This is a genomic window from Pseudanabaena mucicola FACHB-723, assembly GCF_014696385.1.
Classification (GTDB): domain Bacteria; phylum Cyanobacteriota; class Cyanobacteriia; order Pseudanabaenales; family Pseudanabaenaceae; genus Pseudanabaena.
Window position 1 is genome coordinate 147,085 of record NZ_JACJQB010000002.1, and the last position, 24,025, is coordinate 171,109.

At 44.8% G+C, this 24,025-nt stretch carries 19 protein-coding genes, 1 tRNA gene and 1 pseudogene; 10 read left to right on the forward strand and 11 right to left on the reverse strand.

The genetic code is table 11. From position 1 onward, the window contains the following. Positions 1-22: 22 nt before the first annotated feature. On the reverse strand, positions 23-1,834 hold the full coding sequence (gene lepA, locus H6F41_RS02300; RefSeq protein WP_190401857.1) for a translation elongation factor 4: 1,812 nt from the start codon (positions 1,832-1,834) through the stop codon (positions 23-25). A 466-nt stretch (positions 1,835-2,300) separates the two neighbouring features. Here lepA and infB point away from each other — a divergent pair, with 466 nt between their 5' ends. Beyond that, positions 2,301-5,690 carry a translation initiation factor IF-2 gene (gene infB / locus H6F41_RS02305; protein WP_190401858.1) on the forward strand — a complete coding sequence of 1,130 codons (3,390 nt, stop codon included), beginning with the start codon at positions 2,301-2,303 and terminating at the stop codon, positions 5,688-5,690. Between the two features lie 102 nt (positions 5,691-5,792). Here the strand turns inward: infB and H6F41_RS02310 are convergent, their stop codons facing one another. Next, on the reverse strand, positions 5,793-8,003 hold the full coding sequence (locus tag H6F41_RS02310; RefSeq protein ID WP_190401859.1) for a phosphoketolase family protein: 2,211 nt from the start codon (positions 8,001-8,003) through the stop codon (positions 5,793-5,795). A gap of 220 nt (positions 8,004-8,223) precedes the next feature. Here H6F41_RS02310 and H6F41_RS02315 point away from each other — a divergent pair. The 3 genes and pseudogenes from H6F41_RS02315 to H6F41_RS19310 form a co-directional block, all read left to right on the forward strand. Further along, a tRNA-Met gene (locus tag H6F41_RS02315) sits at positions 8,224-8,297 on the forward strand. 104 nt (positions 8,298-8,401) lie between these two features. Continuing rightward, positions 8,402-9,166: a PspA/IM30 family protein gene (locus H6F41_RS02320; protein WP_190401860.1), complete on the forward strand. Its 765-nt coding sequence runs from the start codon at positions 8,402-8,404 to the stop codon at positions 9,164-9,166. Between the two features lie 108 nt (positions 9,167-9,274). Continuing rightward, positions 9,275-9,477 (forward strand): annotated as a pseudogene (locus H6F41_RS19310) (DUF2442 domain-containing protein); the annotation flags it as partial. Positions 9,478-9,754: 277 nt separating this feature from the next. On the opposite strand, the gene H6F41_RS02330 reads toward H6F41_RS19310, so the two are convergent. Next, a complete protein-coding gene (locus tag H6F41_RS02330; protein WP_190401861.1) occupies positions 9,755-10,219 on the reverse strand; it encodes a DUF29 domain-containing protein in 465 nt (154 codons plus the stop codon). Positions 10,220-10,386: 167 nt separating this feature from the next. Next, entirely contained in the window at positions 10,387-12,123 is a 1,737-nt protein-coding gene (locus H6F41_RS02335) for a hypothetical protein (RefSeq protein WP_190401862.1), read from the reverse strand. 247 nt (positions 12,124-12,370) lie between these two features. Between H6F41_RS02335 and trpC the strand changes: the two genes are divergently transcribed. Further along, entirely contained in the window at positions 12,371-13,240 is an 870-nt protein-coding gene (trpC, locus tag H6F41_RS02340) for an indole-3-glycerol phosphate synthase TrpC (protein ID WP_190401863.1), read from the forward strand. Between the two features lie 78 nt (positions 13,241-13,318). Here the strand turns inward: trpC and H6F41_RS02345 are convergent, their stop codons facing one another. The 5 genes from H6F41_RS02345 to H6F41_RS02365 all read right to left on the reverse strand — a co-directional run bounded on the left by H6F41_RS02345 (position 13,319) and on the right by H6F41_RS02365 (position 17,344). Next, positions 13,319-13,465: a chlorophyll a/b-binding protein gene (locus tag H6F41_RS02345; protein ID WP_190401864.1), complete on the reverse strand. Its 147-nt coding sequence runs from the start codon at positions 13,463-13,465 to the stop codon at positions 13,319-13,321. Between the two features lie 370 nt (positions 13,466-13,835). After that, complete coding sequence (locus H6F41_RS02350; RefSeq protein WP_190401865.1) at positions 13,836-14,285, reverse strand: photosystem I reaction center subunit II PsaD; 450 nt, start codon at positions 14,283-14,285, stop codon at positions 13,836-13,838. A gap of 153 nt (positions 14,286-14,438) precedes the next feature. After that, a complete protein-coding gene (gene ruvX, locus H6F41_RS02355; RefSeq protein WP_190401866.1) occupies positions 14,439-14,840 on the reverse strand; it encodes a Holliday junction resolvase RuvX in 402 nt (133 codons plus the stop codon). Between the two features lie 56 nt (positions 14,841-14,896). Continuing rightward, entirely contained in the window at positions 14,897-15,760 is an 864-nt protein-coding gene (locus H6F41_RS02360) for an alpha/beta hydrolase (protein ID WP_190401867.1), read from the reverse strand. A 72-nt stretch (positions 15,761-15,832) separates the two neighbouring features. After that, positions 15,833-17,344, reverse strand: a complete 1,512-nt coding sequence (locus H6F41_RS02365; RefSeq protein ID WP_199288628.1) for an LCP family protein — start codon at positions 17,342-17,344, stop codon at positions 15,833-15,835. Between the two features lie 242 nt (positions 17,345-17,586). On the opposite strand from H6F41_RS02365, the gene H6F41_RS02370 reads away from it, so the two are divergent. From H6F41_RS02370 to petG, 4 genes are all read left to right on the forward strand, one after another. Beyond that, positions 17,587-18,036 carry a DUF3531 family protein gene (locus tag H6F41_RS02370; protein WP_190401868.1) on the forward strand — a complete coding sequence of 150 codons (450 nt, stop codon included), beginning with the start codon at positions 17,587-17,589 and terminating at the stop codon, positions 18,034-18,036. Between the two features lie 115 nt (positions 18,037-18,151). Next, positions 18,152-18,535: a lactoylglutathione lyase gene (gene gloA, locus H6F41_RS02375; protein ID WP_190401869.1), complete on the forward strand. Its 384-nt coding sequence runs from the start codon at positions 18,152-18,154 to the stop codon at positions 18,533-18,535. 128 nt (positions 18,536-18,663) lie between these two features. Beyond that, positions 18,664-20,004: an SGNH/GDSL hydrolase family protein gene (locus tag H6F41_RS02380; protein WP_190401870.1), complete on the forward strand. Its 1,341-nt coding sequence runs from the start codon at positions 18,664-18,666 to the stop codon at positions 20,002-20,004. Between the two features lie 158 nt (positions 20,005-20,162). Continuing rightward, positions 20,163-20,261: a cytochrome b6-f complex subunit V gene (gene petG / locus H6F41_RS02385; protein WP_071590170.1), complete on the forward strand. Its 99-nt coding sequence runs from the start codon at positions 20,163-20,165 to the stop codon at positions 20,259-20,261. Positions 20,262-20,484: 223 nt separating this feature from the next. Here the strand turns inward: petG and H6F41_RS02390 are convergent, their stop codons facing one another. Next, positions 20,485-20,817, reverse strand: coding sequence for a hypothetical protein (locus H6F41_RS02390; RefSeq protein WP_190401871.1), 333 nt, complete (start codon positions 20,815-20,817; stop codon positions 20,485-20,487). Between the two features lie 238 nt (positions 20,818-21,055). Between H6F41_RS02390 and psbO the strand changes: the two genes are divergently transcribed. Then, on the forward strand, positions 21,056-21,895 hold the full coding sequence (gene psbO, locus H6F41_RS02395) for a photosystem II manganese-stabilizing polypeptide (RefSeq protein WP_190401872.1): 840 nt from the start codon (positions 21,056-21,058) through the stop codon (positions 21,893-21,895). 51 nt (positions 21,896-21,946) lie between these two features. On the opposite strand, the gene H6F41_RS02400 is transcribed toward psbO, so the two are convergent. Next, complete coding sequence (locus H6F41_RS02400; RefSeq protein ID WP_242022877.1) at positions 21,947-23,932, reverse strand: S9 family peptidase; 1,986 nt, start codon at positions 23,930-23,932, stop codon at positions 21,947-21,949. Positions 23,933-24,025 lie beyond the last annotated feature (93 nt).

The following is a 24,025-nucleotide window of genomic DNA, read 5'->3' on the forward strand; positions in this document are numbered from 1 at the left end:
TAATTCAGCACAAAGCGCTGTATCAATCACCATTCAATTGCAAAATTGCCATAAAGGCGGCTTGTGGTACTTCCACCGTACCAATCGACTTCATCCGCTTTTTACCTTTCTTCTGCTTCTCTAGCAATTTCTTCTTACGAGAAATATCACCGCCGTAACACTTGCTCAACACATTTTTACGCAATGCCGAAATATTTTCCCGCGCCAAAATCTTAGAGCCGATCGCCGCCTGAATTGGAATTTGAAATTGTTGCTTAGGAATCAGTTCCCTCAGTTTAGAAACCAAAGCGCGACCAACATTATAGGACTTGTCACGATGGACAATACAGGCTAAAGCATCGACGGGTTCTTCATTAACCAGAATATCCACCAACACCAAATCATTCGGACGATAGCCAATGACTTGATACTCCATGCTGGCATAGCCCTTAGTACGCGACTTCATCTGATCAAAGAAATCCGTCACCATTTCCGCCAAAGGCAGTTCATAGATTAAAGTTGCCCGCTCAGTGGTGATGTACTTAGTATCAACAAATACGCCGCGTCTCGCCACACAGAGATCCATTAATGTCCCAATGTAAGTTTGAGGAGTCATAATCTCTAGCTTGACGTATGGCTCTTCAATCAATTTCCGTGAATTAGGCGGAGGCAATTCACTAGGGTTATCAATCATCAAGATCTCGTCGTTATTGGTCGTCACTTGATAAACCACCGATGGCGCAGTCACAATCAAATCGAGGTTATATTCACGCTCCAACCTTTCCTGCACAATCTCCATATGCAGCATCCCCAAAAATCCGCAACGGAAGCCAAAGCCCATCGCGTTAGAGGTTTCTGGCTCATAATTTAAAGCCGCATCATTGAGCTTGAGTTTAGTTAAGGCTTCACGCAACTCCTCAAACTGATCGGCATCAGTGGGAAACATGCCGCAAAATACCATCGGTTTTGCTTCTTCATAGCCCGGAAATGGCTCAGGTGCAGAGTCAACCGCCGAAGTAATCGTGTCACCAACCCGCGCATGGGCTACGGTTTTAATTGCCGCAGCAAGATAACCCACCTCACCTGCATGTAATTCATCGACTTGGATTTGGCTAGGGGCAAGTACGCCTAACTCATCAATTACATATTCCTGACCCGATGCCATAAATTTAATGCGATCACCTTTTTTGACCGTGCCATCCATAACACGGAAATAGACGATGACACCACGATAGGCATCATAATAACTATCAAAAATCAAAGCCCGTAAAGGCTGATCAACGGTATCTTTTGGTGCTGGCACTTTAGAAACGATTGATTCCAAAATCTCGCGAATCCCGATCCCTTGCTTTGCCGAGGCATGGATGGCATCCACACAATCTAAGCCAATTAGCTCCTCAATTTCATGGGCAATGCGATCGGGATCTGCCCCGGGCAAATCAATTTTATTAAGAACAGGCACAATTTCCAAATTATTCTCTAAGGCTAAGTAGACATTAGCCAGAGTTTGCGCTTCTACCCCCTGTGACGCATCCACTACCAACAAAGCCCCCTCACAAGCCGCCAAACTACGAGACACCTCATAGGAAAAGTCCACATGCCCTGGGGTATCAATTAAATTAATTGTATATTCCTCACCATCAAGGGCTTGGTACTTCATTCTTGCCGCTTGTAGTTTGATGGTAATACCGCGCTCTCGCTCTAAGTCCATATTGTCGAGAAATTGGGCTTTCATATCTCGGTCTGCCACCGTGCCTGTAAATTGCAACAAGCGATCGGCAAGCGTTGACTTACCATGGTCGATATGGGCAATGATCGAGAAGTTACGAATACGAGAGACGGGTACGTTGGTCATAAAGTCAAAACAATAGGGGGCAAAACAATCAGGGGCAAAACATTTCGCGACTACTCGATCCTACATCAAAGTAAATTAATGTAAATAACTGTAACAGTTTCCATAGGCGCGATCTCGCTAAAACCAATACCCAAAAATTGTATTTGGGGTGTATTTAAGGTTAATGTACAAGAGCTAGTAGACTAAGTGGGATTTTGCCAAAATTTATGAGTCAAGTTTGCTAAATGCTCTTATTACTAGGTTGCATGGGTAATAATAGCTATAGTAGTTTCAGCTCCAAGTTGAAACCAACTTGACACCTAAATTCAGGCTAAACCTGTTCAAGCAGGAATAGCTAGGCGCTTCTAAGATTAACTATGGTCAATGTAATTCAGTCAATGTAATTCAACCTAGCAAAAGATAGGAAGCAACTTCTATGTAAATTCAATTTCGTTACCTAAAACAGTTTCGCAGGGCAGAGTAAGCAATGAGTATAAGCAATCGAGTTCGACTATATGAACTCTCACGAGAGCTAGACCTTGACACCAAAGATGTCATGGCAGTGTGCGAACAACTAAATATAGTTGTCAAAAGTCATAGTAGTACAATTACAGAATCCGAGGCGGAATTGGTTCGCATCAAAGCCCCTCAAGACCATCCCAAAGCTGAGCCCAAAGCTTCTGATAAGAAGACAACCGCGACAGCCAAACCCAAAGAATCTGAAGCTCGCACTGCCAAACAACAAATTTTGGCGGTCACCAAGCCCACGATTAGGCTAAGCACAGGCTCTGACAATGTAGAAGCTCAGCCACCCCTTAACTCACCCAGTCCAATTGCCGAGCCTAGCTCTGTATCTCCTGCCCAAACTGCCACTAATAATTCTTCTTCGCCCATGCCTCATGCTCCTTCGTTAGTTAAGCCTCCCAGTCGTCCTTCTTCAGAAGGGGAACAGTCCGAAATCACATCTGCACCTAAAATCGAATTGACTTCAGAACCTGCATTGACCACACCAATCACCCCTAAAGCAAGCAAAGACTCTCAGCCCGCATCGCCATCAGAACCTAGGGCAGAGTTGACTCCTCCTCCATCACTACCTAAGCCTCCTGAAAAAGTTGTAGCGGTTCCTGTACCTCCCAAAGTTGTATCTATACCCAAGGAAGCACCTGTCAAGCAAGGAGCTGTAGCCAAGGATCAAACACCCCGCAAAGACATGACAAGGGGTGAGCGATCGCCACAGTCGGACAAGTCTGAACGTGTTCCTCCCAAGCAAGCATTAGTAAGTGTGTCACCACCACAGGTAAAGCTAAACAAACCCGTTGCGCCAGAGCGTCCCAAAACTCCTGTTGCCGTTACACCGAAGGCAGTGATTGCACCTAAACCTCCTGTGGCTAGACCTAATGATGAGCCAAAGGTTGCGGCAAAAGCTCGCGTTGACGAGGATAAGAATGAAGCTAATAGCCCAACTGAAGCAATAAGAATCAACAAGCCTGAGCGCCCTAAACTAAATCGTCCTGTGGAAGCTCCTGCGGCGGCGGCTCCTGCGGCGGGTAGACCCCAAACCCGTGGGCCTAAACTAGTCAAAGATTCGGTACTGATCGAGAGGGGAATCACTGCACCCACTGAGCCACCCCATAATTTGCGTCCACCGATGCCAACTTTGATGCGTGCGCCAGAAAAGCCTGTCATCGCCGATAAAACAGGCAAGAAGCCTGAAAGTGCTGGCGGTTTTAGTCCGCCAACTCTACCTGAGCTTTTAGAGAAACCCACCTTGCCAAATAAAGCTAATAAGCGCAAGGGTAAATCTAAGGAAGAGGAAGAAAAGGATTTACTAGAACTGAAGGAAAAGAATCGCTTGAACAAACCCAAGCGATATCTGCGTGATTTTGATGATGACGATGATGATGATGCGACTGATGCTGCCAATGAGCTAGCACAGATCAGTCTATCCCTAGCGCGTCCAACGGCTAGACCCAAGGCAATAACTGTCCCAGCGAAGCCCACCATGGCGGCTGACATTAAGCCAACTCAAAAGGGCAAGAAATCTGCACCAAGTCGTGATCGTCGCCATCATCAAGTTGAAGTCGTTCCCGAAAAGCCAACTTCTGTAGAAATTGAAGAAGGTATGACCGTGGCGGTACTGGCTAAGCGCTTGGTACTTTCGGAAACTGAAGTAATTCGCACCCTATTTATGAAGGGGATCATGGCGAATATTAACCAGACCCTTGATGTGGGTACTGCCAAGATGGTAGCAACGGAATTGGGCTATGAAGTCCATGCCCCTGAAGTGGTTGAGCTGGCGCTGAAGACCGAGATGATTGAAGTTGACGACCTTGATAAGTTGCAACGTCGTCCCCCTGTTGTCACGATCATGGGTCACGTTGACCATGGTAAAACCACTTTATTGGATGCGATTCGCAAGAGTAAGGTCGCCCAAGGAGAAGCAGGTGGGATTACGCAGCATATCGGTGCTTACCACGTTGATGTTGAGCATAATGGTCAAGATCAACAGATCGTCTTCCTTGATACCCCTGGACACGAAGCCTTTACGGCAATGCGGGCAAGAGGAACTAAGGTTACTGACATTGCGGTGCTAGTGGTTGCTGCCGATGATGGTGTGCAACCGCAAACTATTGAAGCAATTAGCCATGCCCGTGCAGCTAAAGTGCCAATTGTGGTCGCTATTAACAAGGTGGACAAGATTGAGGCGCAACCCGATCGCATTCGTCAAGAATTGACTGAATATGCCCTTGTAGCTGAAGAATGGGGCGGCGATACGATCATGGTTCCAGTCAGTGCAATTCGTGGAGAAAATCTCGATACCCTGTTGGAAATGATCTTATTGGTTGCCGAAGTTGAAGATCTGCAAGCCAACCCCAACCGTACTGCGAAGGGTACAGTCATTGAAGCCCACCTTGATAAGGCGAAGGGACCTGTTGCCACTTTACTCGTCCAAAACGGTACATTGCGCGTTGGTGACATCTTTGTGGCGGGTGCAGCCTTTGGTAAGGTGCGTGCCATGGTCGATGATCGCGGTGCGCGGGTCGATAAAGCGTCTCCATCCTTCGCGGTGGAAGTCCTTGGTTTGGGCGATGTACCTGCGGCAGGTGATGAGTTTGAGGTCTATCTTGATGAAAAACAAGCCCGTGCGATTGCCGATCAACGCACGATGGATCAACGCCAAGCCCGCTTGATTCAAGCGATGGCATCCCGTCGTGTCACCCTCGGAACTTTGTCCGAAAAGGTCAAGGAAGGCGATCTCAAGGAACTCAATATTATCCTCAAGGCAGACGTACAAGGCTCTCTCGAAGCAATTCTTGGCTCATTAGCGCAACTACCTCAGCGTGAAGTACAACTACGGATCTTGCTATCTGCGCCTGGGGAAATCACCGAAAACGATATTAGTTTGGCGGCAGCGAGTTCAGCAGTTGTGCTTGGCTTCAATACCACCATGGCTCCTGGAGCAAGACAGGCTGCCGATGAGATGGGTGTCGATTTCCGCGATTACAACGTCATCTATAAGCTCTTGGAAGATATTCAAGATGCGATGGAAGGCTTACTCGATCCTGAAATGGTCGAGGAGTATCTTGGTCAGGCAGAAGTCCGCGCGATCTTTACCATCGGTAAGGGTGCTGTGGCTGGTTGCTATGTCCAGAATGGCAAGTTGATCCGCAACTGTAATGTCCGTGTTAAGCGCGGTAATGAAGTTGTGCATACGGCTGTGCTTGACTCACTTCGACGGGTTAAGGATGATGCGAAGGAAGTTGCCTCTGGATTTGAGTGCGGTATCTCTCTTGCTAAGTTCTCGTCATGGAAGGAAGGCGATGTTATCGAAGCATTCCGTATGGTCACCAAGCGTCGGACTTTAGCTACTTCCTAACTTTTCCTCAAAATCAAGGCAGCACTTATGTTTCCTTGATTAGCTATAAAAAAATCCTCACTCGTCATAAACGAGTGAGGATTTTTTTAGCTACAGTTCAAATTAAGCAATCAACTGCTTGGCACGAGTCGCGATCGCAGATGCATTCATACCATTGAAGTCAAACAACTGACCTGCGGATGCTGTGGTTTCACCACGCTTCCATGAAAAGACATCGCGCTTGCTATTACTGCGAAGCATGACTGGTTCTAGCATCGACGAAGCGCCGCCAATGACACCGAGTAAAGCATCACCACCAAAGAAAGACTCAAACTCAGCATCGGTTAGGAACTTGCCATCTGGCTCTGAGCAAGTATCCCAAGCCACATCGGAAGCGCGATAGATGCGGCGAGGGCTGACAATGGAAACAATCTTAGAACCAATTCCTTGCTCAGCAAGCTGTTGGGCAGCTTCATAGACTGGCTGAAGCATCATGTCTCCAATGACTGCGAAGACTACTTTCTTATTACCCGCAGTTTCTTGCAAAGTAATTGCACCGTCTTCAAGAGCTTTACGGGTCTGCTCAAAGGTGGTGCGGATTGGTAAAGGTGACTTGCTAGCCGTGATCACTATACCTTTGTTGCGAGCATTCAACGCCCAGTCATAGCAAACTTGAATACTATTAGCATCAGGTGGGAACAGAGGGAACACGTTGCCATTACGCATCATGGCGGCGAAGTAACCTTCAATTTCAGGGCGTTGGTGTGTCCAACCGTTGCGACCTTGCTCTAAAGCACCTGCGGTGAAGAGGCAAACCGTTGCAGGAGTAGAACGGCGCAACTCTGCCATCGCCTGCGTGACTGTCTGCCAAATCGGTAGACCATTAATCGCGAAGGACTCATAGGAACACCACAGAGATCGGCTGCCAAACAAGGACAAACCAACGGCTAAACCTGCACAGGCATCTTCGTTGAGAGGTTCATAGACCTGTCCGCCTGGTTGTTGATTGTAGAGAGCATCGGTGGTGGGGTGATTGATTTTCAGAGCTTGGTTAATATTGGCAATGCCCGAAGCCTCATTACCATCGGCATTAGTGACCACATAGCTTTTATCAGTTTGTCCGACATAGCCCACTAAGCGACCCATGGCTGTGGTCGAAATTTTTGCTTCTCCAGCCGCATATTCTTCTAAGGGCAAAGTACCTAAATCGGTTAAAGCGAGGACAGATTCTGTCACCGCCGTTTTAGAAGAAGAGCCGCCACCAGCCCATTCCAAGTTGGTGCGAACGGTTTGCCATGCTTCAGGATTGAGCGCACGGGATACTAATCCAGCGACGACATCGGGGTTTTCAAGGGTATGGTGAGCATAGAGGTTATGGGATTTTGCGCCGCGTGCGTGGACTCCAGCACCTTTGAGTTGCTTGATGATAAATACGGTCAACTTGCCGCCAAAAGCAAGTTTTGCGGCCTTATCTGCGCCCACCAACACTGCTTCGGTGAAGGCTAAGCGTTGCTTTAGGGAGAACACGGTGCTATCAACATAAGCGCCCTCTTGATTTTGATCATCAAAATCCTTAGCATCAACCAGAATTACTTCATCAAAGCCATTACCTTTCCAAAATGCAATCATTTCGGCATTGGTCTTGGTCGAAACCATGCTGTGATGCTCTTGGCTGAAGCCATTCCACACCAGAATTGGCACAAAGTTGGTAACTTCAGGATAGGCCGTGTGGAAATGGGCAATTGAACTAATGGGGTAGGGTTCACCCATGCCACCATCACCCATGGTTACGGGGAAAAGTTTGTTACGGTGCAACAATGCTGCTGCCATCGCAAAATGTTGTCCCTGTCCGAGGGGGCCAGCAGGGGCAAGAATGCCAGGGATGAAGCCAGACAAGTGACCCAGTAAGCCGTGTTTTTCGCGATATCGTTCACGCATTTGCGCTACGGTGCTAATGCCCATGTCTTCAAGGGAGCGATCGAGGAACATGGCGCTGTAGTAACCAGGGGCATGGTGTCCCACTTCGGTAGGCATATTTTTGTGACCGAGCATGTAAAATGCGGCGACAGCTTCGGCACTACTGGCAAAGCCACCAGGATGTCCCGATGCCTTACTAGCGGTAACTTGCAAGGTGAGATAACGCAGGGCATCGGCGGCAAGTAAGGTTTGGAATACCGCAGCGCGATCATTGGGATCGCTCACGCCAGACTTATCTGGACTAAGCACTGGCACGCGCCCTAGCTCGTCGAACCCCTCCAACGGTTCGCCAAAATACTGAATGCCTTCACAAAAAGCGGGAGTGGCTGCGTTCGTGGTGTTAGGGGTTGCGACCATAGATTTTTTTTGACCTTGGATTTGTACAGACTAGAAATTTAACTATGCAATAGATAGAGATTCAGAGATGTTGAAACTTTCTCTACGAGCCATTTTAGTACGTTGCGGGGACGCGATTGCGCCTTTATCGTGGCTGCTGCGATCGCAATAAAATTCTTCAACAATTCCCAAACAATGTTGCTAAAAATTTACATCAGTTATGTTATAGTAAGAAATGCACGGCAGCTTGGCTCAGGTGGTTAGAGCGACGGTCTCATAATCCGTAGGTCCCGGGTTCAAATCCCGGAGCTGCTATATCAGAATATCTATAAAAAACATCGGTGGTGCATAGTGCCGCCGATGTTTTTTGTTCATGATAGTATGTAAACAATTTACTCCCTAACGCAAAGGACAAGATTATGGGATTACTCGATCGCATTGGTATGGTGGTCAAGTCCAATGTAAATGCAATGGTTTCGGCTGCTGAAGATCCAGAAAAAATTCTGGAGCAATCAATCATTGATATGCAGGAAGATTTGGTGCAATTGCGCCAAGCTGTAGCGCAGTCAATGGCTGCCCTCAAGCGCCAAGAGCAACAATATAATCAAAGTGCCACTCAAGCCCAAGAGTGGGAAAAGCGGGCTATGCTAGCTCTCCAAAAGGGGGATGAAAACCTAGCTAGAGAAGCCCTAAATCGCAAGAAAACCCATGCTGACTCGGCGGCAACCTTAAAGGCTGGTTTGGATCAGCAATCAGGGCAGGTGGAACTGCTCAAGAAAAATTTAATTGCGATCGAAGGCAAAATTTCTGAGGCGAAAACCAAGAAGGAAATGCTCAAGGCGCGGATGCAGTCGGCAAAAGCCCAAGAAAACCTCAACAATATGTTGGGCAAGGTGAATACAACCTCGGCGGCGGCTACCTTTGAACGCATGGAAGAGCGTGTCTTGATGGCAGAAGCTAAGGCAAGTGCTAGTGCTGAGTTGGGTATGGACAATCTAGAGTCTCAGTTTGCTCAGCTAGAGGCTGGCAGTGGGGTTGATGATGAGTTGGCAGCCCTCAAAGCCAAAATGATGACAGGTAGCCCTGCATCTCAAGGCGCTTTGCCTCCCTCTGATTCAGTGAAGCCCAGCGTTGGTCAGGCTATTGATGCTGAACTAGAAGCTCTACGTCGTCAAATGGGTTAATTACGCTAAGTGGATTTTCTGTAAAGCTTTGCAGATTAGAACATAAACCCAAAAAGCATGAAAATCGGCACTTAGTGCCGATTTTCATGCTTTTTGCTTTAAGACGAAAAGTCTACGATCAGCGTTGATTTGATGGATGGGCGGACAATTGTAGCCCCATTAGTGTGGTGTGGTATTCGAGGTTATTGAATGTAACTATTGAGCAGCTTGCTAGGTGGGAAATTTGCGGTGATGGTTATGGTATTCACTGGGAAGATCTTGATGAGGATTTGAGTACGGAAGGTATGTTTCATGGTGCGCCTGCACCATGAAATTCAAGAGCAATTAGTTGAGGCGATCATCTCTTTAATCTATATGCAAGCTAAAGGCGATCGCTTAGATTTGGCGCTGGTCAGTTAAAGCGTGATCGACGTATTTGCGCCTTTTTTGTCACTACGAAATAAGCATTTCAGCACCCATCGCTGATTAGCTGACCAATGCCCAACCTCATAAACCAAGCATTTGTTTGACATCATTTCAAGCGATCGCGATTTTACCTTTAGCAAATAGCGATCACTTTGTAATGATTTATTAAATAGAGATAGCCCTTTATTTCCAAAAATTCACACTAAGCATTGATTCAATATCTTGATTAAATTCCCAGCTATCAGGAAAATCAACAGACTTATAAACAACTTCCGATCTCACGATAAATAAAGCGTCCTCAAATGATTGCTGAAACAGTTCAGGACTATTCACATAATTTTTTAAACTAGGCGACTGTCTGAGAATATCCCTAATTCTGATGCGTGTTCTTGCGATCGTAGTTTGCCAACCAGCGTAGTCATACTCACTCTTAACATAACAGCGTTTTAGAAGATGTTCGATAAGTGTGGTCAGACTGTTTTTTAGCTCACGCCTATCTCTGCCAGCCAAACCTTCTAACTCCTCTATTAGATTTTCAATATCAAGATCTTGTAAATTGCCAGTTTTCAATTGTGCGATCGCAGTTTCTAACCACAAATTGAGATCGGAGTCATACAGCGATATCTTTCGTGCAATTGCCTGAGTCATTAGGCTCACTCCTGTGATCACTCATCTCAATTTATTTTAATCGTAAGATTAACTATAAGCGATCGCCTTTACTGCACTTACTGCAAATAGCGATTTAGCGCAAACTTATAAACCAAACAAAAAGCCAGTGGCGGCGCAAAGCGCCACCACTGGCTTTTTGTTAAGGGTTAGTTAGCTAAAACTTTAATTGGTGTTGACTTAGTTGCAGATAGATCACTAGGCACAGAGGGAATAACCGTTGATTTAACATCAGTCTTCTCGGCTGGTTTGGACTCAGTTGCTTTAGCATCTGGTTTAGATTCAGTCTGAGGCACTGGCGTGTTGGCTTTACGGGACTCAAAGTAATTTTTGAGATAGTTGCGCGGTGAACTAGTTGCGGGTGCAGTCTTTTGAACGGTTTCTACCACATCTTTATCCTTGGCAGGCTCAGACTTTGCAGCATTTGGAGTTGTTGCTTCGGGCTTAGCTATCGGCTCAACTTTTGGTGCGATCGATTTATTAGGTTCAGTGGTAGGTGTTGTCCTGAGTCTAAAAGGTGCGGGCTTAACTGGTTCAGCAGCTTTAGGTGCAATCTTGACGGGGACTGGTGTTACGACGAGATTAACTGGCTCCACAATAGGCTCAGCTTTCACAGGCTCAGTTTTAATTTTTGGGGCAACCTTGATTGGTTCAGGAGCCTTGATCGGTGCAATCGGGACAATTTTAGTAGTGATAGGTGCAGGAGCAACAGGCGCAACGGGAACCACTGGCACTACAGGAATTACTGGCGATTCCTTGGCAACGGGCTTGGTTTCTTCTTGCTTAGGTGCAGCGGTTGGTGCAGCAGTAGTGGATTCAGGCTTAGGCGTTGTGACGGGCTGTTCCACTGGTGCAACTACTGGAGCAACTGACTCCTCAGGGGTGGGAGTTGGCTCAGGAGTTGGCGGCACGTAATTAGGATCGACGATCGCATCGATATTGGCAATTTTTTCGCCACTGACTAGACGCGCTAGGGTATCACTGCCATTGGGTTGATAGTTAATCACATGGGCAGTGCTGTTAAATACATTTGCGATCGCATCGCCATCGGGTTCTAGCAATTCGAGTTTTACCCAGTTCTGACCAGTTTTGAAACCTTTGAGATAGATTGGCTCCCAGCGATCGAAGGTAAAGCTTTGTCCGTCAACGGTGGCGCGAACTTGCCAATCATCAACAAACTCATCATCCTTTCCTAAAACATGCGGTGGAGTATTTTGCAGATAAAAATCGAGCATGATTGGCTCTGCACCATAGGTTCCCACAGGACGGCTATAGGTGAGCAGGGGTACTTTAGGTTCGGGTGTATTTTCGCCAGTCTTAGTCAAGACATGGAAAGTTGTCTGAGCATAGGCTCCCTGATTTTTAAAGCTTTCATGCCAAGGGCGCGAGGCAAAGGCGCGAATTGTGTGTGTACCTGCACTGAGATGATCAAAGGTAACAGTCTGGTTGAGATCGTAAAGCGCTTTATATTCTTGGTTGTCCAAGGTCACATGGACATGGGGGCCAAGTCCAAATTCAGCATTTTTAAAAATTGGTAAGTTCTTGACATCAAATTTGACTGATACTTGATCGTTGCTGAGTACCTCGTCAAGTTTGGGGCTAACGATATTCACCTGAGGTTCATAGCGCTCAAGTAGGCTGTTCAATCGTTGAATTTCGGCGGGAGGTGAAACTTCGGTAATGTTGACCGATTCAAATTTACTGACAGGGGCTTTAGTTACTGGCTTCTTATCGCCGCCGCAAGCTGTCAGGGAGAAGCACAGGGCGATCGCCATCACTAAGCTGGATAACTTTTTCCAAGGAAAATTGATAGTACGCCAATAGGATTGAACTCGCGAAGTCTTTGGCTTGTCTTCGGGGTGGTTAGAGTTTGCGATCGCGCTCATAAAAACTATGCTCAACTCACATTACACACGCAAATATACCGAAAAATGAGCGCTTTACATGTAAAGAAACCCCATAACTTTGTAAATCAATGCAATTAATTGATACTGAGTGATCAATTAATTATGGCTTGGCTTGATTGCGGCGAAGGCATAATTTGATTTTTGACAACAAGTTTTTTGAGTTTCTAATTGAAAAATTGTTCTATGCTAAAAGTTGTTCTCTCCATGCTCGAAATTGTTTTCTGTAATGCAAGTACGCCGCCAATCTGAAACCGCTCGTGACCAAGGCTATGCGATCGCAAAATCCACCGATACGCCACAAAATATTTTAGAAAAGATTGTTTGGCACAAGGAGCGTGAAGTTGCTCAGATGTATGCAAATGAATCCCTTGAGTCAATCAAAGCGAGAGTCGAAAAGTTACCCACACCTAAAGATTTTTATGGTAGCTTGCAAAATGCTAGCATCCAACCCGCACTAATTGCCGAAGTCAAGAAAGCATCTCCTAGCAAAGGCGTATTTCGCGAAGATTTTGATCCAATTGCGATCGCAAAGGCATACCAAGGTGGCGGTGCAAGCTGTCTCTCAGTTTTGACAGACTCTCAGTTTTTTCAAGGCAGCTTCGAGAACCTGAGCCTAGTCCGTCAAGCCGTTGACTTACCGCTATTGTGCAAAGAATTTATTATTGATCCCTACCAAATCTATCTAGGTCGATTGTATGGCGCAGATGCCGTGCTATTAATTGCCGCAGTTCTTACTGATGCTGATTTAACTGAGTTGCAAGCCATAATTCACCAACTCAACATGACCGCACTAGTCGAGGTACATACCCAATTTGAGCTTGATCGCGTATTACAGATTCCTGATGTGCGCCTCATTGGCATTAATAATCGCAATTTAGAAACCTTTGTGGTTGATTTAGCTCAAACCCAAGTCTTGATGGAACGTTTAGATGCTGCCACAAGAGCAAAATATCTCTGGGTGAGTGAATCTAGCATTTACACCCGTCAAGATTTGGATTTTGTCCAAAATTGTGGCGCAAGTGCAGTTTTGGTCGGAGAGTCGTTAATTAAGAAGCAAAATGTCGAAACTGCTACTCAAAATTTACTGGGTAGCTAGGCGCAATTAGTTCCAACAAAAAAGTGCGCTTTTGGCGCACTTTTTTGTTTATTCAAATAATGATGACGATGAGATCGATTAGATCAAGCCGATTTGAGAAAGAATACCTTGTCCAGTGATTAGTTCTGTCGCTAAACCGATAACGAAGCCAAGCATTGCAAGACGACCGTTCCAAGTTTCTGCGAAGTTGTTAAAACCGAATTTAGGCTCTGTGGTGTTTTCCATTGCAATAATCTCCTTGGGGTTTAACTGTTAAGTAAAGTTAAAAGTCTTTCATTGACTTAATATTACTTCATATTTTTTAATATACTATACCGCTAAAGGTAGATTCAAGCAGGCTATCAGAGTGATTAGAAAAACCTATAGATTCTGAGGTATAGCAAAGCGAGAGTTAGTTAGTACAAATCAAAACCCAAGAATCGGGTGGCGGCACACTGCGCCGCCACCCGATTCTTGGGTTTATGTCCTCAGCAAAACTTTTTTGCTATATAGCTACAGCCAGTTACCTCTCAAAATACAAAAGCCACTGCGATCGCAGTGGCTTTTATAAAAATGAAAAAATAAATGAGAGCGATATTAATAGACAGGCTATTAATTAAACATCGTAAGTTGCCTTACCAGTAAACTTAACGCTTACAGGATTAGGATTATCACCAATCTTGCGGCTGACGCTATTAGCGGCAACACGACCAGCATTCACCTTCTCAGGGAATACACCATCTAGAGGATGGAGATACACTTGGTCGCCATTAGGAAATTCGCGCCAAATTTTGTAATTGGTGATCTTAAATTTACGCAACTGTGTACCCAGTGCGAGAGCTTGCTCTTTCTTAGCTAAGTAAAGCAAGTTGTCGCCTTTGACCATGGTTGCAGCGCCGCCTGTAGGCATTTCAAATACTTGTTCTTTAGGGCTATTCCAAGAGATCAGGTACTTTTCTTCGGTGAAGGCTGCGTTGAGCAAACCACCTGTGCTACCGCCCCAGATTGGGGTTTTGCCAGTGGGAGCAGGAGCAGTAAAGGTTTCTGTTGCTTGTTCTTCTGACATTGAGATGTTCTCCCAAATTGCGTATACGCTTTTGATATCAAGTGCAAAGATATCATTTCTATACACCCCTGCTTCAAGCTTACTTAACGTTACTTCACGAAGCTTGACAAAACTTTTAGAGAAATCATGGGCGCAAACGTCACTTTTTTAGGTTTATGAGCTAATCAATCGGCTCAAATAGCGCTCGATCAAAATTGCCGCAACGATATCATCAATGGGGCGATCGGGCGATCGCATCCCCATCGGCACTAACTTCATCAAACCCGTCGCAGGATAAATTTCCCAGAATCGCTTACGAGCCTCTTCACTGCTAAATCTTTCATCTACCGTAATAATTCTTAAATCTGGGAAGTTGGACTGTACTTCCGCTTTCCATTGCTTAGATGCGGTCTGATCACCCATTACCATCAACGAAATCGGATAACTCTTTAATAAATCACCAACTTTTGCGATCGCAGCAGCACTGGGGATAACTGCCTGAAAATAAAGCTTACGATCTAGACCCATGACCGCAACACCACATTTTTGTTTTCCGGGATCGAAACCTAAAAGCACAGATGTTCCTGAATTAGTAATTGGTGATTTTGCAGTTATGCAAGCGCTGGCTAAAATTATATCGCTTGCATAAATTCATCAAGCCCTTTGCGGTAGGTTGCAAGAGAATCGAGAAAACCAGAATTATGATCGCCTTTGAGGATAACCATAGTTTTAGGCTGATTGGCTACTTGAAAATTGCGATCGCCATGGGCAAAGGGAATAATCTCATCATCGCGACTATGGATGACTAGAACAGGCATTTTAATCTTCGTTAAACGCTCAATCGAGTTATAGGTAAATTTACATAAAAGTCGTATTGGCAAAAATGGATATAGTTCAGAAGCGCGATCGCTAATAGATGTAAACGTTGAGGCAAGCACTAAACCCCTTGCTTTAATATTTTCCTGCGAGATTTTCTGTGCTAAATACGAGGCAATCGCTCCACCTAAGGACTCGCCATAGATAATAATTTTTTGTGGGGGAATTTGCTTCTCCTGTGTCAGATATTGCCAAGCCGCTTCAACATCAAGATAAGTCCCTTCTTCTGTCGGGTTGCCTTCACTTTTGCCATAGCCGCGATAATCGAAGACAAAAGTAGATAGACCTAACTCTCTAAAGATTGGTAAATAGCTAATCCGATTACTGATATTGCCGCCATTACCATGGCAAAACAAAATTACGCCCTTGCCAATTAAGTCCTTATCTCTAGCTGGCACAAACCAAGCTGATAAATTGACATTATCCTTAGTAACTAGCGAAATATCTTCAAAGGGTATCCCCAGTATTGCGGGAGTCTCAACAACATCTTTACTGGGCATAAATACCAAGTTTGACTGACCAATATACAACACAACTGCTAAGCCAATATAGGCAAAGACCAGAATGCGTATGAGTGGCAGTAAAATTTTTTGAAGTAAAAATGTCAAAAAAGAGGTCATGGGATTTGGCGCAGCTATGACTCCAAGATCATAGCTAATAAACAAGTGACAGTGCTTCGCGCTGTCACTTGTTTATTGTGGTCTGCTTGGGTTAGCTTTGGTCGCAGGTTTGAGGGGAATCCGATTTGCCTGTAGCCAGTCCTTACCAACTCTGACTGTAATATCAGACTCTAATTCTCCTGTAGACTCAATTAATACTTCGCCAACGCCTAGGGTATCGCGCAATTTCTGAGCACTTTCAAGATCACCACCCTGAGCAATAATTTGAGTCTTGGCAAGAGGCTTCGACCAGCGTTCACTAGCGGCAAATACTTGACCATATCCTGCTTTAGACAGCACAGTGGTTGCTCTGCGCGAGCCTTCAGGTTGAGACATGCTGTCTTGAATTGCCACTCGTAAGTATTCTGGCGAATTATCGAGAGTATTTCCAGATGCTTGTTTCATCACCCCAAAACTTTGGCTCATGATCGTGGCAAGGCGACGATTATCCAAAATCCAGTAACTGAGATTATCAAATTCGCCAGGGTTACTGAAGCGTCCGGGAGCCATATGCATCTGCACATTTTTGCGATCAACTTTTGACGCATAGCCTGCAAGGGCAAGGATTTCCTCGACTGACAGGTTAGTGTCAATATTGTCTTTGAGGATACTCATCACCTGAGGCAATTTAGCAATTGTCTCAGGCTTGAGTTTCTGTTCAATAAAAGCACGGAAAAAAGCTTGCTGACGCTGAACACGACCAATATCGCCTAGATCGTCATGGCGAAACCTCATGTATTGAATGGATTTATTACCATCCAAAAATTGCGTGCCTGCATTGAGGTTAATATATAGACGTTGGCTATCATCTTGATATTTCATTCGCTTTGGCACATATAGCTCCACGCCACCAAGCGCATCTACTAACTGCCCAAATCCACCAACGTTGAAGCGGATATAGCGATCGATGGGAATGTCACCCAATACTTCGCTCACGGTTTGAGCAGACAACGCTGCACCACCTGCATAGTTGGCAAAATTAATTTTGGTTCTGCCCACACCCTTAATATCAACACGGCTATCACGAGGGATAGAGAGTACGGCAACCTTTTGAGTTTCAGGGTCAAAGCGAATCAGCAGCATCGCGTCGCTCATGCCATTGAGGTTACCTTCAACCTGATCCAACGCTACACCTCTCTCGGCAGGCTGAGCATTGGGCAAGTCAGAGGTCAGAACGATGGTTCCTAGCAAGAGGATATTGACGGGACGGGTGAGGGTGGGTATACCTGCGATCGCAGAAGTCATATCATCAGCATTTTTATTAAAGACCGACGATTCGTCAGCCGATAGTTGACTTTGCTGGAAGGGTCTACTACTTAATACAAAAGCAAGCCCTGCGCCCAGTCCCCCCGACAGCAGCGCCACAAATAACACCACAAACAGTGTCCACTTTTGACTGATCGAATGACTGATCGAAGCTTTTTTGGGCTGCGGTGACTTGTTTGACAAACCTGATTTACCTAGATTGATGGGATTTGTTGCCACAGGTAAAGGATACTCCTCACGACTGAATATTTGCTTCAGCGATAGTCCATCTATGAGCAAAGATGGGACTCAACACATTTTTTAAGATACTTGTTTGGCTTCAAGAATTTAAGACAGGGTTCTTGAAAATTTAGACCAATTTGCCTTTAACTTTAGCACTCTATCGTAACTAATCGTTACAAACTGCTAAATCGATTACCAAGCTATAGGCAGTAATAGCCAAAATTACATGTGATTTCATGTCTCAGGCAGTTATTGGCATGGATAATACTACAGATCTGTCAAATACCTACTGTTGATTTATGGAAGTTAGATTTCGAGAATGTGATTGGTTTGACCTATGGATTTGGATCAAATTTAGCGAAGTCCCATCGCAGTCGGAAAAGCAACTGTTAGACGAAGTATTTAATTCTTGGTTTCTATTGGGTAAGTTGGGTGGCTTTAATGCTTGCAATATGCAGGTACAAGAAACTGGCGTGGATGTTAGTTATTTCGACTATGACAACCAAGCCGCCGATGACGAAATGATGTCTCTCATGCACAACATGACTGATATAGAGTATGAAAATGATTGGGCGCGTTGTTGGGTTGATTTGGGTACAACCGATGCGATCGCAATTGATATTTTGGTCAATGCGCTACGTCAGTTTGATAAAGAATATGTTGCGATCGAGGAAGTAATCATTGGCGGGCAGAACTCAGACTGGATGGTGGAGCAGAGAAGTTTAGACGACGAAGATTATGATCGTTAATCCTTTTGATAAGGTTATTTCCCCGCCTTGGGCGGGGAAATAACCCCGTACTTCACTAGACCGTAAAACGCTATATGTAGCAAGATGAATAGTAGGAGATTTTTATAGAGGCAATATGCGCGTTTTACACACAATGATACGAGTTGGAAATTTAGAGCGATCTCTCGATTTTTATAGCAATGTTCTTGGCATGAAAATCTTGCGCCGTAAAGATTACCCCACAGGTCGTTTTACATTAGCCTTTGTGGGCTATGGTGACGAGTCCAGCAATGCTGTCATTGAGCTAACCCATAATTGGGACACCGAGGCATATGAAATCGGCACTGGCTACGGTCATATTGCCCTTGGCATGGAAAATATCTATACAGCCTGTGAGGCAATTCGTCAAAAAGGTGGCAAAATTACCCGTGAACCAGGTCCGATGAAGCATGGTACAACCGAAATTGCCTTTGTTGAAGATCCCGATGGCTATAAAATCGAGCTAATCCAACTTAAGTAGATCAGGCTATTGTTTAGGTGATCTTCAAAAATCCATAGTCATACCAAAACTAAAAATGGCTACGCCATTTTTTAGTTTTGATTTAAAAATTGTTATAAGCTGTAAAGCCGCACACCAGTAGCCTAGTCATGCGTAGACCCCGATATTCATCTTCTTGGCAATCCAAGCGCAAATCTTGGTTGCGAAATACCTTACTTCTGATCCTGATTGGTTTGCCATTATTACTAATTTTGGCTGAACTGATTGCGAGAGGGGCAATTTTGGCAACAGGTAGCAATAATGCACTCGTTCCCAATAAAAATGTTGCGATCGCACAGTCTTATGCCTTTAAATTACAGGACTCTAATGGTAATGCTTATCCTGGACTCTCAGATTCAGGACTACTGCAAGTAAAACGCAGCCCTCTGCTGGGCTATGAATTGATGCCTAGTCAGAGTAGCGAATATTGGCAGATTAATGACCAAGGATTTCGTCAAGACTCGTCTGTTCCAATCATCAAGCCTGCCAATGAAATTCGAGTATTTTTGGTGGGAGGCTCTACGGCTTTCACCGATATGGCGGAAAAAAATCAAAAGGCTTTAGCTTTCAAGATGGAAAAGCTCTTGAATGATCGAGTACGCGCTCAAAATGCTAACCCTGAAAAGTTTAAGCCTAAAGAAACTCCTTTCTTTGCTGATCAAGTTGAGGCGATGCAAGCACTTCCTGCAAGGATTCAAGATGGTAGTTATCGGGTAATTGCGGCGGCTGTACCAGGCTATAGCTCTGGCAATGAGTTAGCATTACTAGCCCATAGGGTAATGGCCTATAACCCAAATGCTCTAGTTGTTCTTGATGGCTATGAAGATTTGCGATCACCAAGTGATCAGAATGCGCGCGAAATTGGCAACATTGAGCAGATGTTACGCGATCCCATCGCCCAATATCGCCAGCATCAGAGTCAGCTATTTAGTAACTGGTTAAGCTCATTCTATTTAGTCAAAGCTTGGCAAAAGTGGGTAGTTCCCGTCAGTGCAGCTAACTTTAACTCTGACTATCAAATTTTCAACACTGAGCAATTTAGCAAAGATCCGCAAGAGTTGAAAAAGCGGGTTGATCGCTATCTCTATAACACTCAGCAAATGACGCGCTTAGCCTCTGGCATACCTTCTTTAATTGTGCTTCAGCCAGAAATTACTGGTAAACAGAACTTAACGAAGGAAGAAGAGGAAATCCTCAAGTCATTGGGTAAAGAATATCGCGATCGCATTTCTAATGCCTATAAGGTTGCCGAACAAACCCTGAATGAAAGTGCCGTCAAGCCCAAATTTGTTAATTTCTATCAGCTATTTCAAGGCACAAATCAACAGTCTTTCATCGATCCGATCCATCTTACGGAAGCAGCTAATGACTTACTAGCCCAAAAGTTATACGAAAATATCGAACGTTTATTCTTGGTGCAGCCTGCTCCCAATACTCAAAATCCTGCCTAGAAATATAAAAAGGCAACGCAAAGCGTTGCCTTTTTATATTTCTAGGTATTACCCCATAAAGCTTGAGAATAGATCTTTTAGAAAATTTCTCTGTTTTTCATCTCAGCACTTTGCGCTGTAAAGTAAACTATTAGGTCAGTGGAGTTTAATAAATATTTATGGTAGAACCAATTTTGTCAGGCATTTGCCTCGGTCTTATTTTCATTACCCTCGGTGGACTATTTTTCGCTGCTTATCAGCAATACCGCCGCGTCTAATGCGTCTAATCAGGACATAACATCAAAAAGCAGAAGGGTAGCCAAGCAGCCCTTCTGCTTTTTGATAATGATCCCTTCCCAGTAAAAGATTAGCTTTGCGTCGCAACTCTAATTTTTGGATTTGAAACCTAAACCCTGTGGCGCACGCTGCGCGTGCGCCACAGGGTTTAGGATTTTATATTGAATTGCACCTAGCTACTTAACCCAAATAATAAAGTGAATTTTATTCCTCTGATTCTTCTGGTTGCTCTAAATATCGACAAATTTCATTAATTTTCATGCGATAGATATGTGGCCAGCCGCCATTGGTTTCAATATCGCGTAGGAGATTAAATAGCTCATGCCGACTGGTTGGTAATGCAGGTTGAAACAAATCGTCGCGAATGCGTTTATGTGTTGCTTCTAGGACACGCAAAATTTGCAAAAGACGATCAGGCTCCCCCTGCTGCTCTTGAGCAATTTCCCAAAGGCGGTCGCTGATCCCCTCAAGCTCGGATAAATCATTGGTTTGTCTATGTTGTGGTTGGTTCTGTGATTGGATTTCTGTTTGTGCCAAGCTAAGTACCCTCGTGCGCGATAATATGGTGATTGGAATTTTACGAATTAAGTGTCTTTAGCGAGCTTACCTCTATGGCTAGTCTAAAGCACCATAAACTCCCTAGCGATCTCAATTTAAAATCCCAAATCAGATCGTATTTTTATAGTGTTAGTTTTAGAGCGTGCAAGTCACAGTCTAAGATAACTCTAACAATACTACCCGTTAAAATATCCGTTAAATTAAGAAGAGGTTATTTATGAAATTTCGTAGTTTTACGAAAGCAATTTTTACATTGTGTATCAGTTTATGTATGTTAGTCGCAAGCGGCGTATTTGCTAGCACTGCGATCGCAGGTACTCAAGGTCTGACCTATGACCAAATCAGAAATACGGGTCTAGCCAATAAATGTCCTGATATTCTTGGCTCTTCTCGCGGCGGACGCAATTTTATTCCCATAGGTGCTGGCGAAACTGCACAAATTTCCGAGCTTTGCCTAGAGCCAACTTCATTTTTCGTTAAGGAAGAGTCTAGCAACAAGCGTAAAAAGCCTGAGTTTGTTGCCAGCAAGTTGGTGACTCGCTCAACCTCTAGCCTTGACTTTGTTAAAGCAACTGTAACTGGTAATAGCGATGGCAGTCTCAGCTTGGTTGAAACTGATGGCCTTGACTATCAACCCATCACCGTTAAAATGCCTGGTGGCGAACTAGTCGCAATTTTGTTCACCATCAAGGGTTACAACGCTAAAACAGCTCCTGGAGTGAATGGCATCACCACATCAGTTGACTTTATTGGTTCTACTGATGTACCAACCTATCGCGGTTCTGGTTTTATCGATCCTAAGGGTCGTGGTCTGGCGATCGGTTATGACTCTGCCGAAGCTCTCCCTGCAAAGCGCAATGAGTTTGATAATCGCAGCGTTAAGGATGACTCTACATCTAAAGGTACGATGTCCTTGCAAATTGCCAAACTCAATGCTGATACTGGCGAAATTGCTGGTACTTTTGAGACCGAGCAAACCTCTGACAATGACCTTGGTGGTGTTGAACCCAAGGAAGTGCTAATTCGCGGCGTATTTTACGGCAAGGTTAACTCTTAATTTTGTTAAAAAAAAGGGTTCCTTTTAGGAACCCTTTTTTTGTGAGAATTTTTAGTCTTGCAGGTGTTTTTTGAAGAAGTCCAAGGTGTAGCCAATTTCTAGAACTTGGTTACTGCGCTTGCTGGAGCCGTGACCTTCATCGGGGAAGATTACTAGTTGTGAAGGGATTTTTTTCTGTTCTAGAATTTGTTGAATTTGGAGAGCTTCACCGACAGGGACACGCGGATCGTTAGCTCCTTGGATAATTAGTAATGGCGCTTTAATGCGATCGCTATAGGTGACAGGAGATAAATCAATCAAAGCTTGACGATCCTTAACAGGATCACCATATTCACTAATTCGTAAAATGCGGCGATAGGGGGCAGTATTTTCTAAAAATGTGAGTAAATTACTGATACCCACAATCGATACGCCTGCGTCATAACTTCCCGCAAATTTAGACATCCCCATCAGTGCCGCATAGCCACCATAACTACCACCCACAACGCCAACTTTTGGGATAATGCCATTAATTTGCCAATTTTCACGGATATAGATGGAGGCATCTTCAATATCGGTGACTACATTCAAGCGATCGCGACCATTATCCGCATTGAGCCATGTCTTGCCATAGCCTTCACTACCGCGCACATTCGGATCAACAAATACAAATCCTGCATTTACAAATAGCTGTGCGTAACGATTAAAGCCAGGAATGCTTTGTCCTTCTGGCCCCCCATGGAAATTCACAACCACTGGACAAGGTTTTTCTAGGGGCTTTTGAGGGGTATTTTCGCATTGTGGCGATCGGTAGACAAACATGGGTATTTTCGCGTTACCATCGCGGGTGGGATAGCTTTCTAACTTTGCCGCCACAAATTTACTAGTGTCAATTTCAGGAGCGCTAGGTACTACCCACTGAGTCAACTTTTGGGTTTGCCAATCGTAAACATAGCTCAGTCTAGGGGCAGTAGCAGTTTCTACGCCGATGGTGGTGTAGCGTCCATTACGGGTAGTCGTGCCTGCATATACATGATCAGCATTTGTAAATTCAGGTAATTGAATTGTCTCGAAATTATTAGCCGCGATCACAATTAGCTTGGTGTAGCCGCCATCATTAATTGAGTACAAAATTCGCTGGCGTTGCTCATCAATACTGAAGTCTGATACATCTGCTTGCAACTCTGGGGTGATAGGCGTAAATTTTTGGTCTTTATAGCGATAAAGACGACGAAATTCGCTAAATTTGGGTGTTAAGACTAAATATTCGTCAGCACTGACACCATATTGAACGCTATAGTCTTCTTGCTCACCCTGTCCGAGCATGGGCGTAGTCTGTCTAGTCTTGACATCATATTCATAATATTCTCGCGATTGACTGCCTGTGGCTTTACCAAACAGAAACTTTTCACGGTTGCCTGTTTGGGGATTGACATATACATCAGCGATCCACCATATGCCATCACCCCCAGATATTTGCACTTTCTGTTTGGTTTGGAGGTCGTAGCGATAGATCACTACTGAGTCGGGCTTAATATCATTGGCACTGAAATAAATTGTGCGGGAGTCATTGCCCACATATTGCAGCGTTGTACGAACCCCTGCTAAGTGTTGAATTACTTCTAATTTGCCGCCATTGCTAGATTGGAAATATAGTCCCGGGGCTTCTTCACCTTGGCGATCGCGAGATAGCAAGAGATGCTTACCATCGGGAGTCATACCTGCAATCGTGGTGGCATCTTGTCCGCCTGTAATTTGGACGGGAAATTTTTTCGCGCCATCGAGTCGCCACACTTGTGATGTGCCTGTAATGCTCCAAGTAAAAAACATGCGTTTGCCATCGGGTGTCACCATACCCATCCCCGGGGAGCGCACATCTAAAATTGATTCGATGGGGCGAGTAACTTCGGGGGGTAATGCGGGTGGGGCATAGCGTTGGAGTATTTCAGGTGACACACTATTGCGACCTAACCCTGTGTACTGAGCCATGGCAGGGGCAGTTGATATAGTTAGGCTCGTCAGAATAATTGGGAAGATTAGCGATCGCATATTACGCATATTAATAGACTCACAGTAAAAGTATTGATTATTTAAATTAATTAACTGGGCGCAATTAAGTATCAAACCCTAAAACCTGTGGTGCATGCGCCA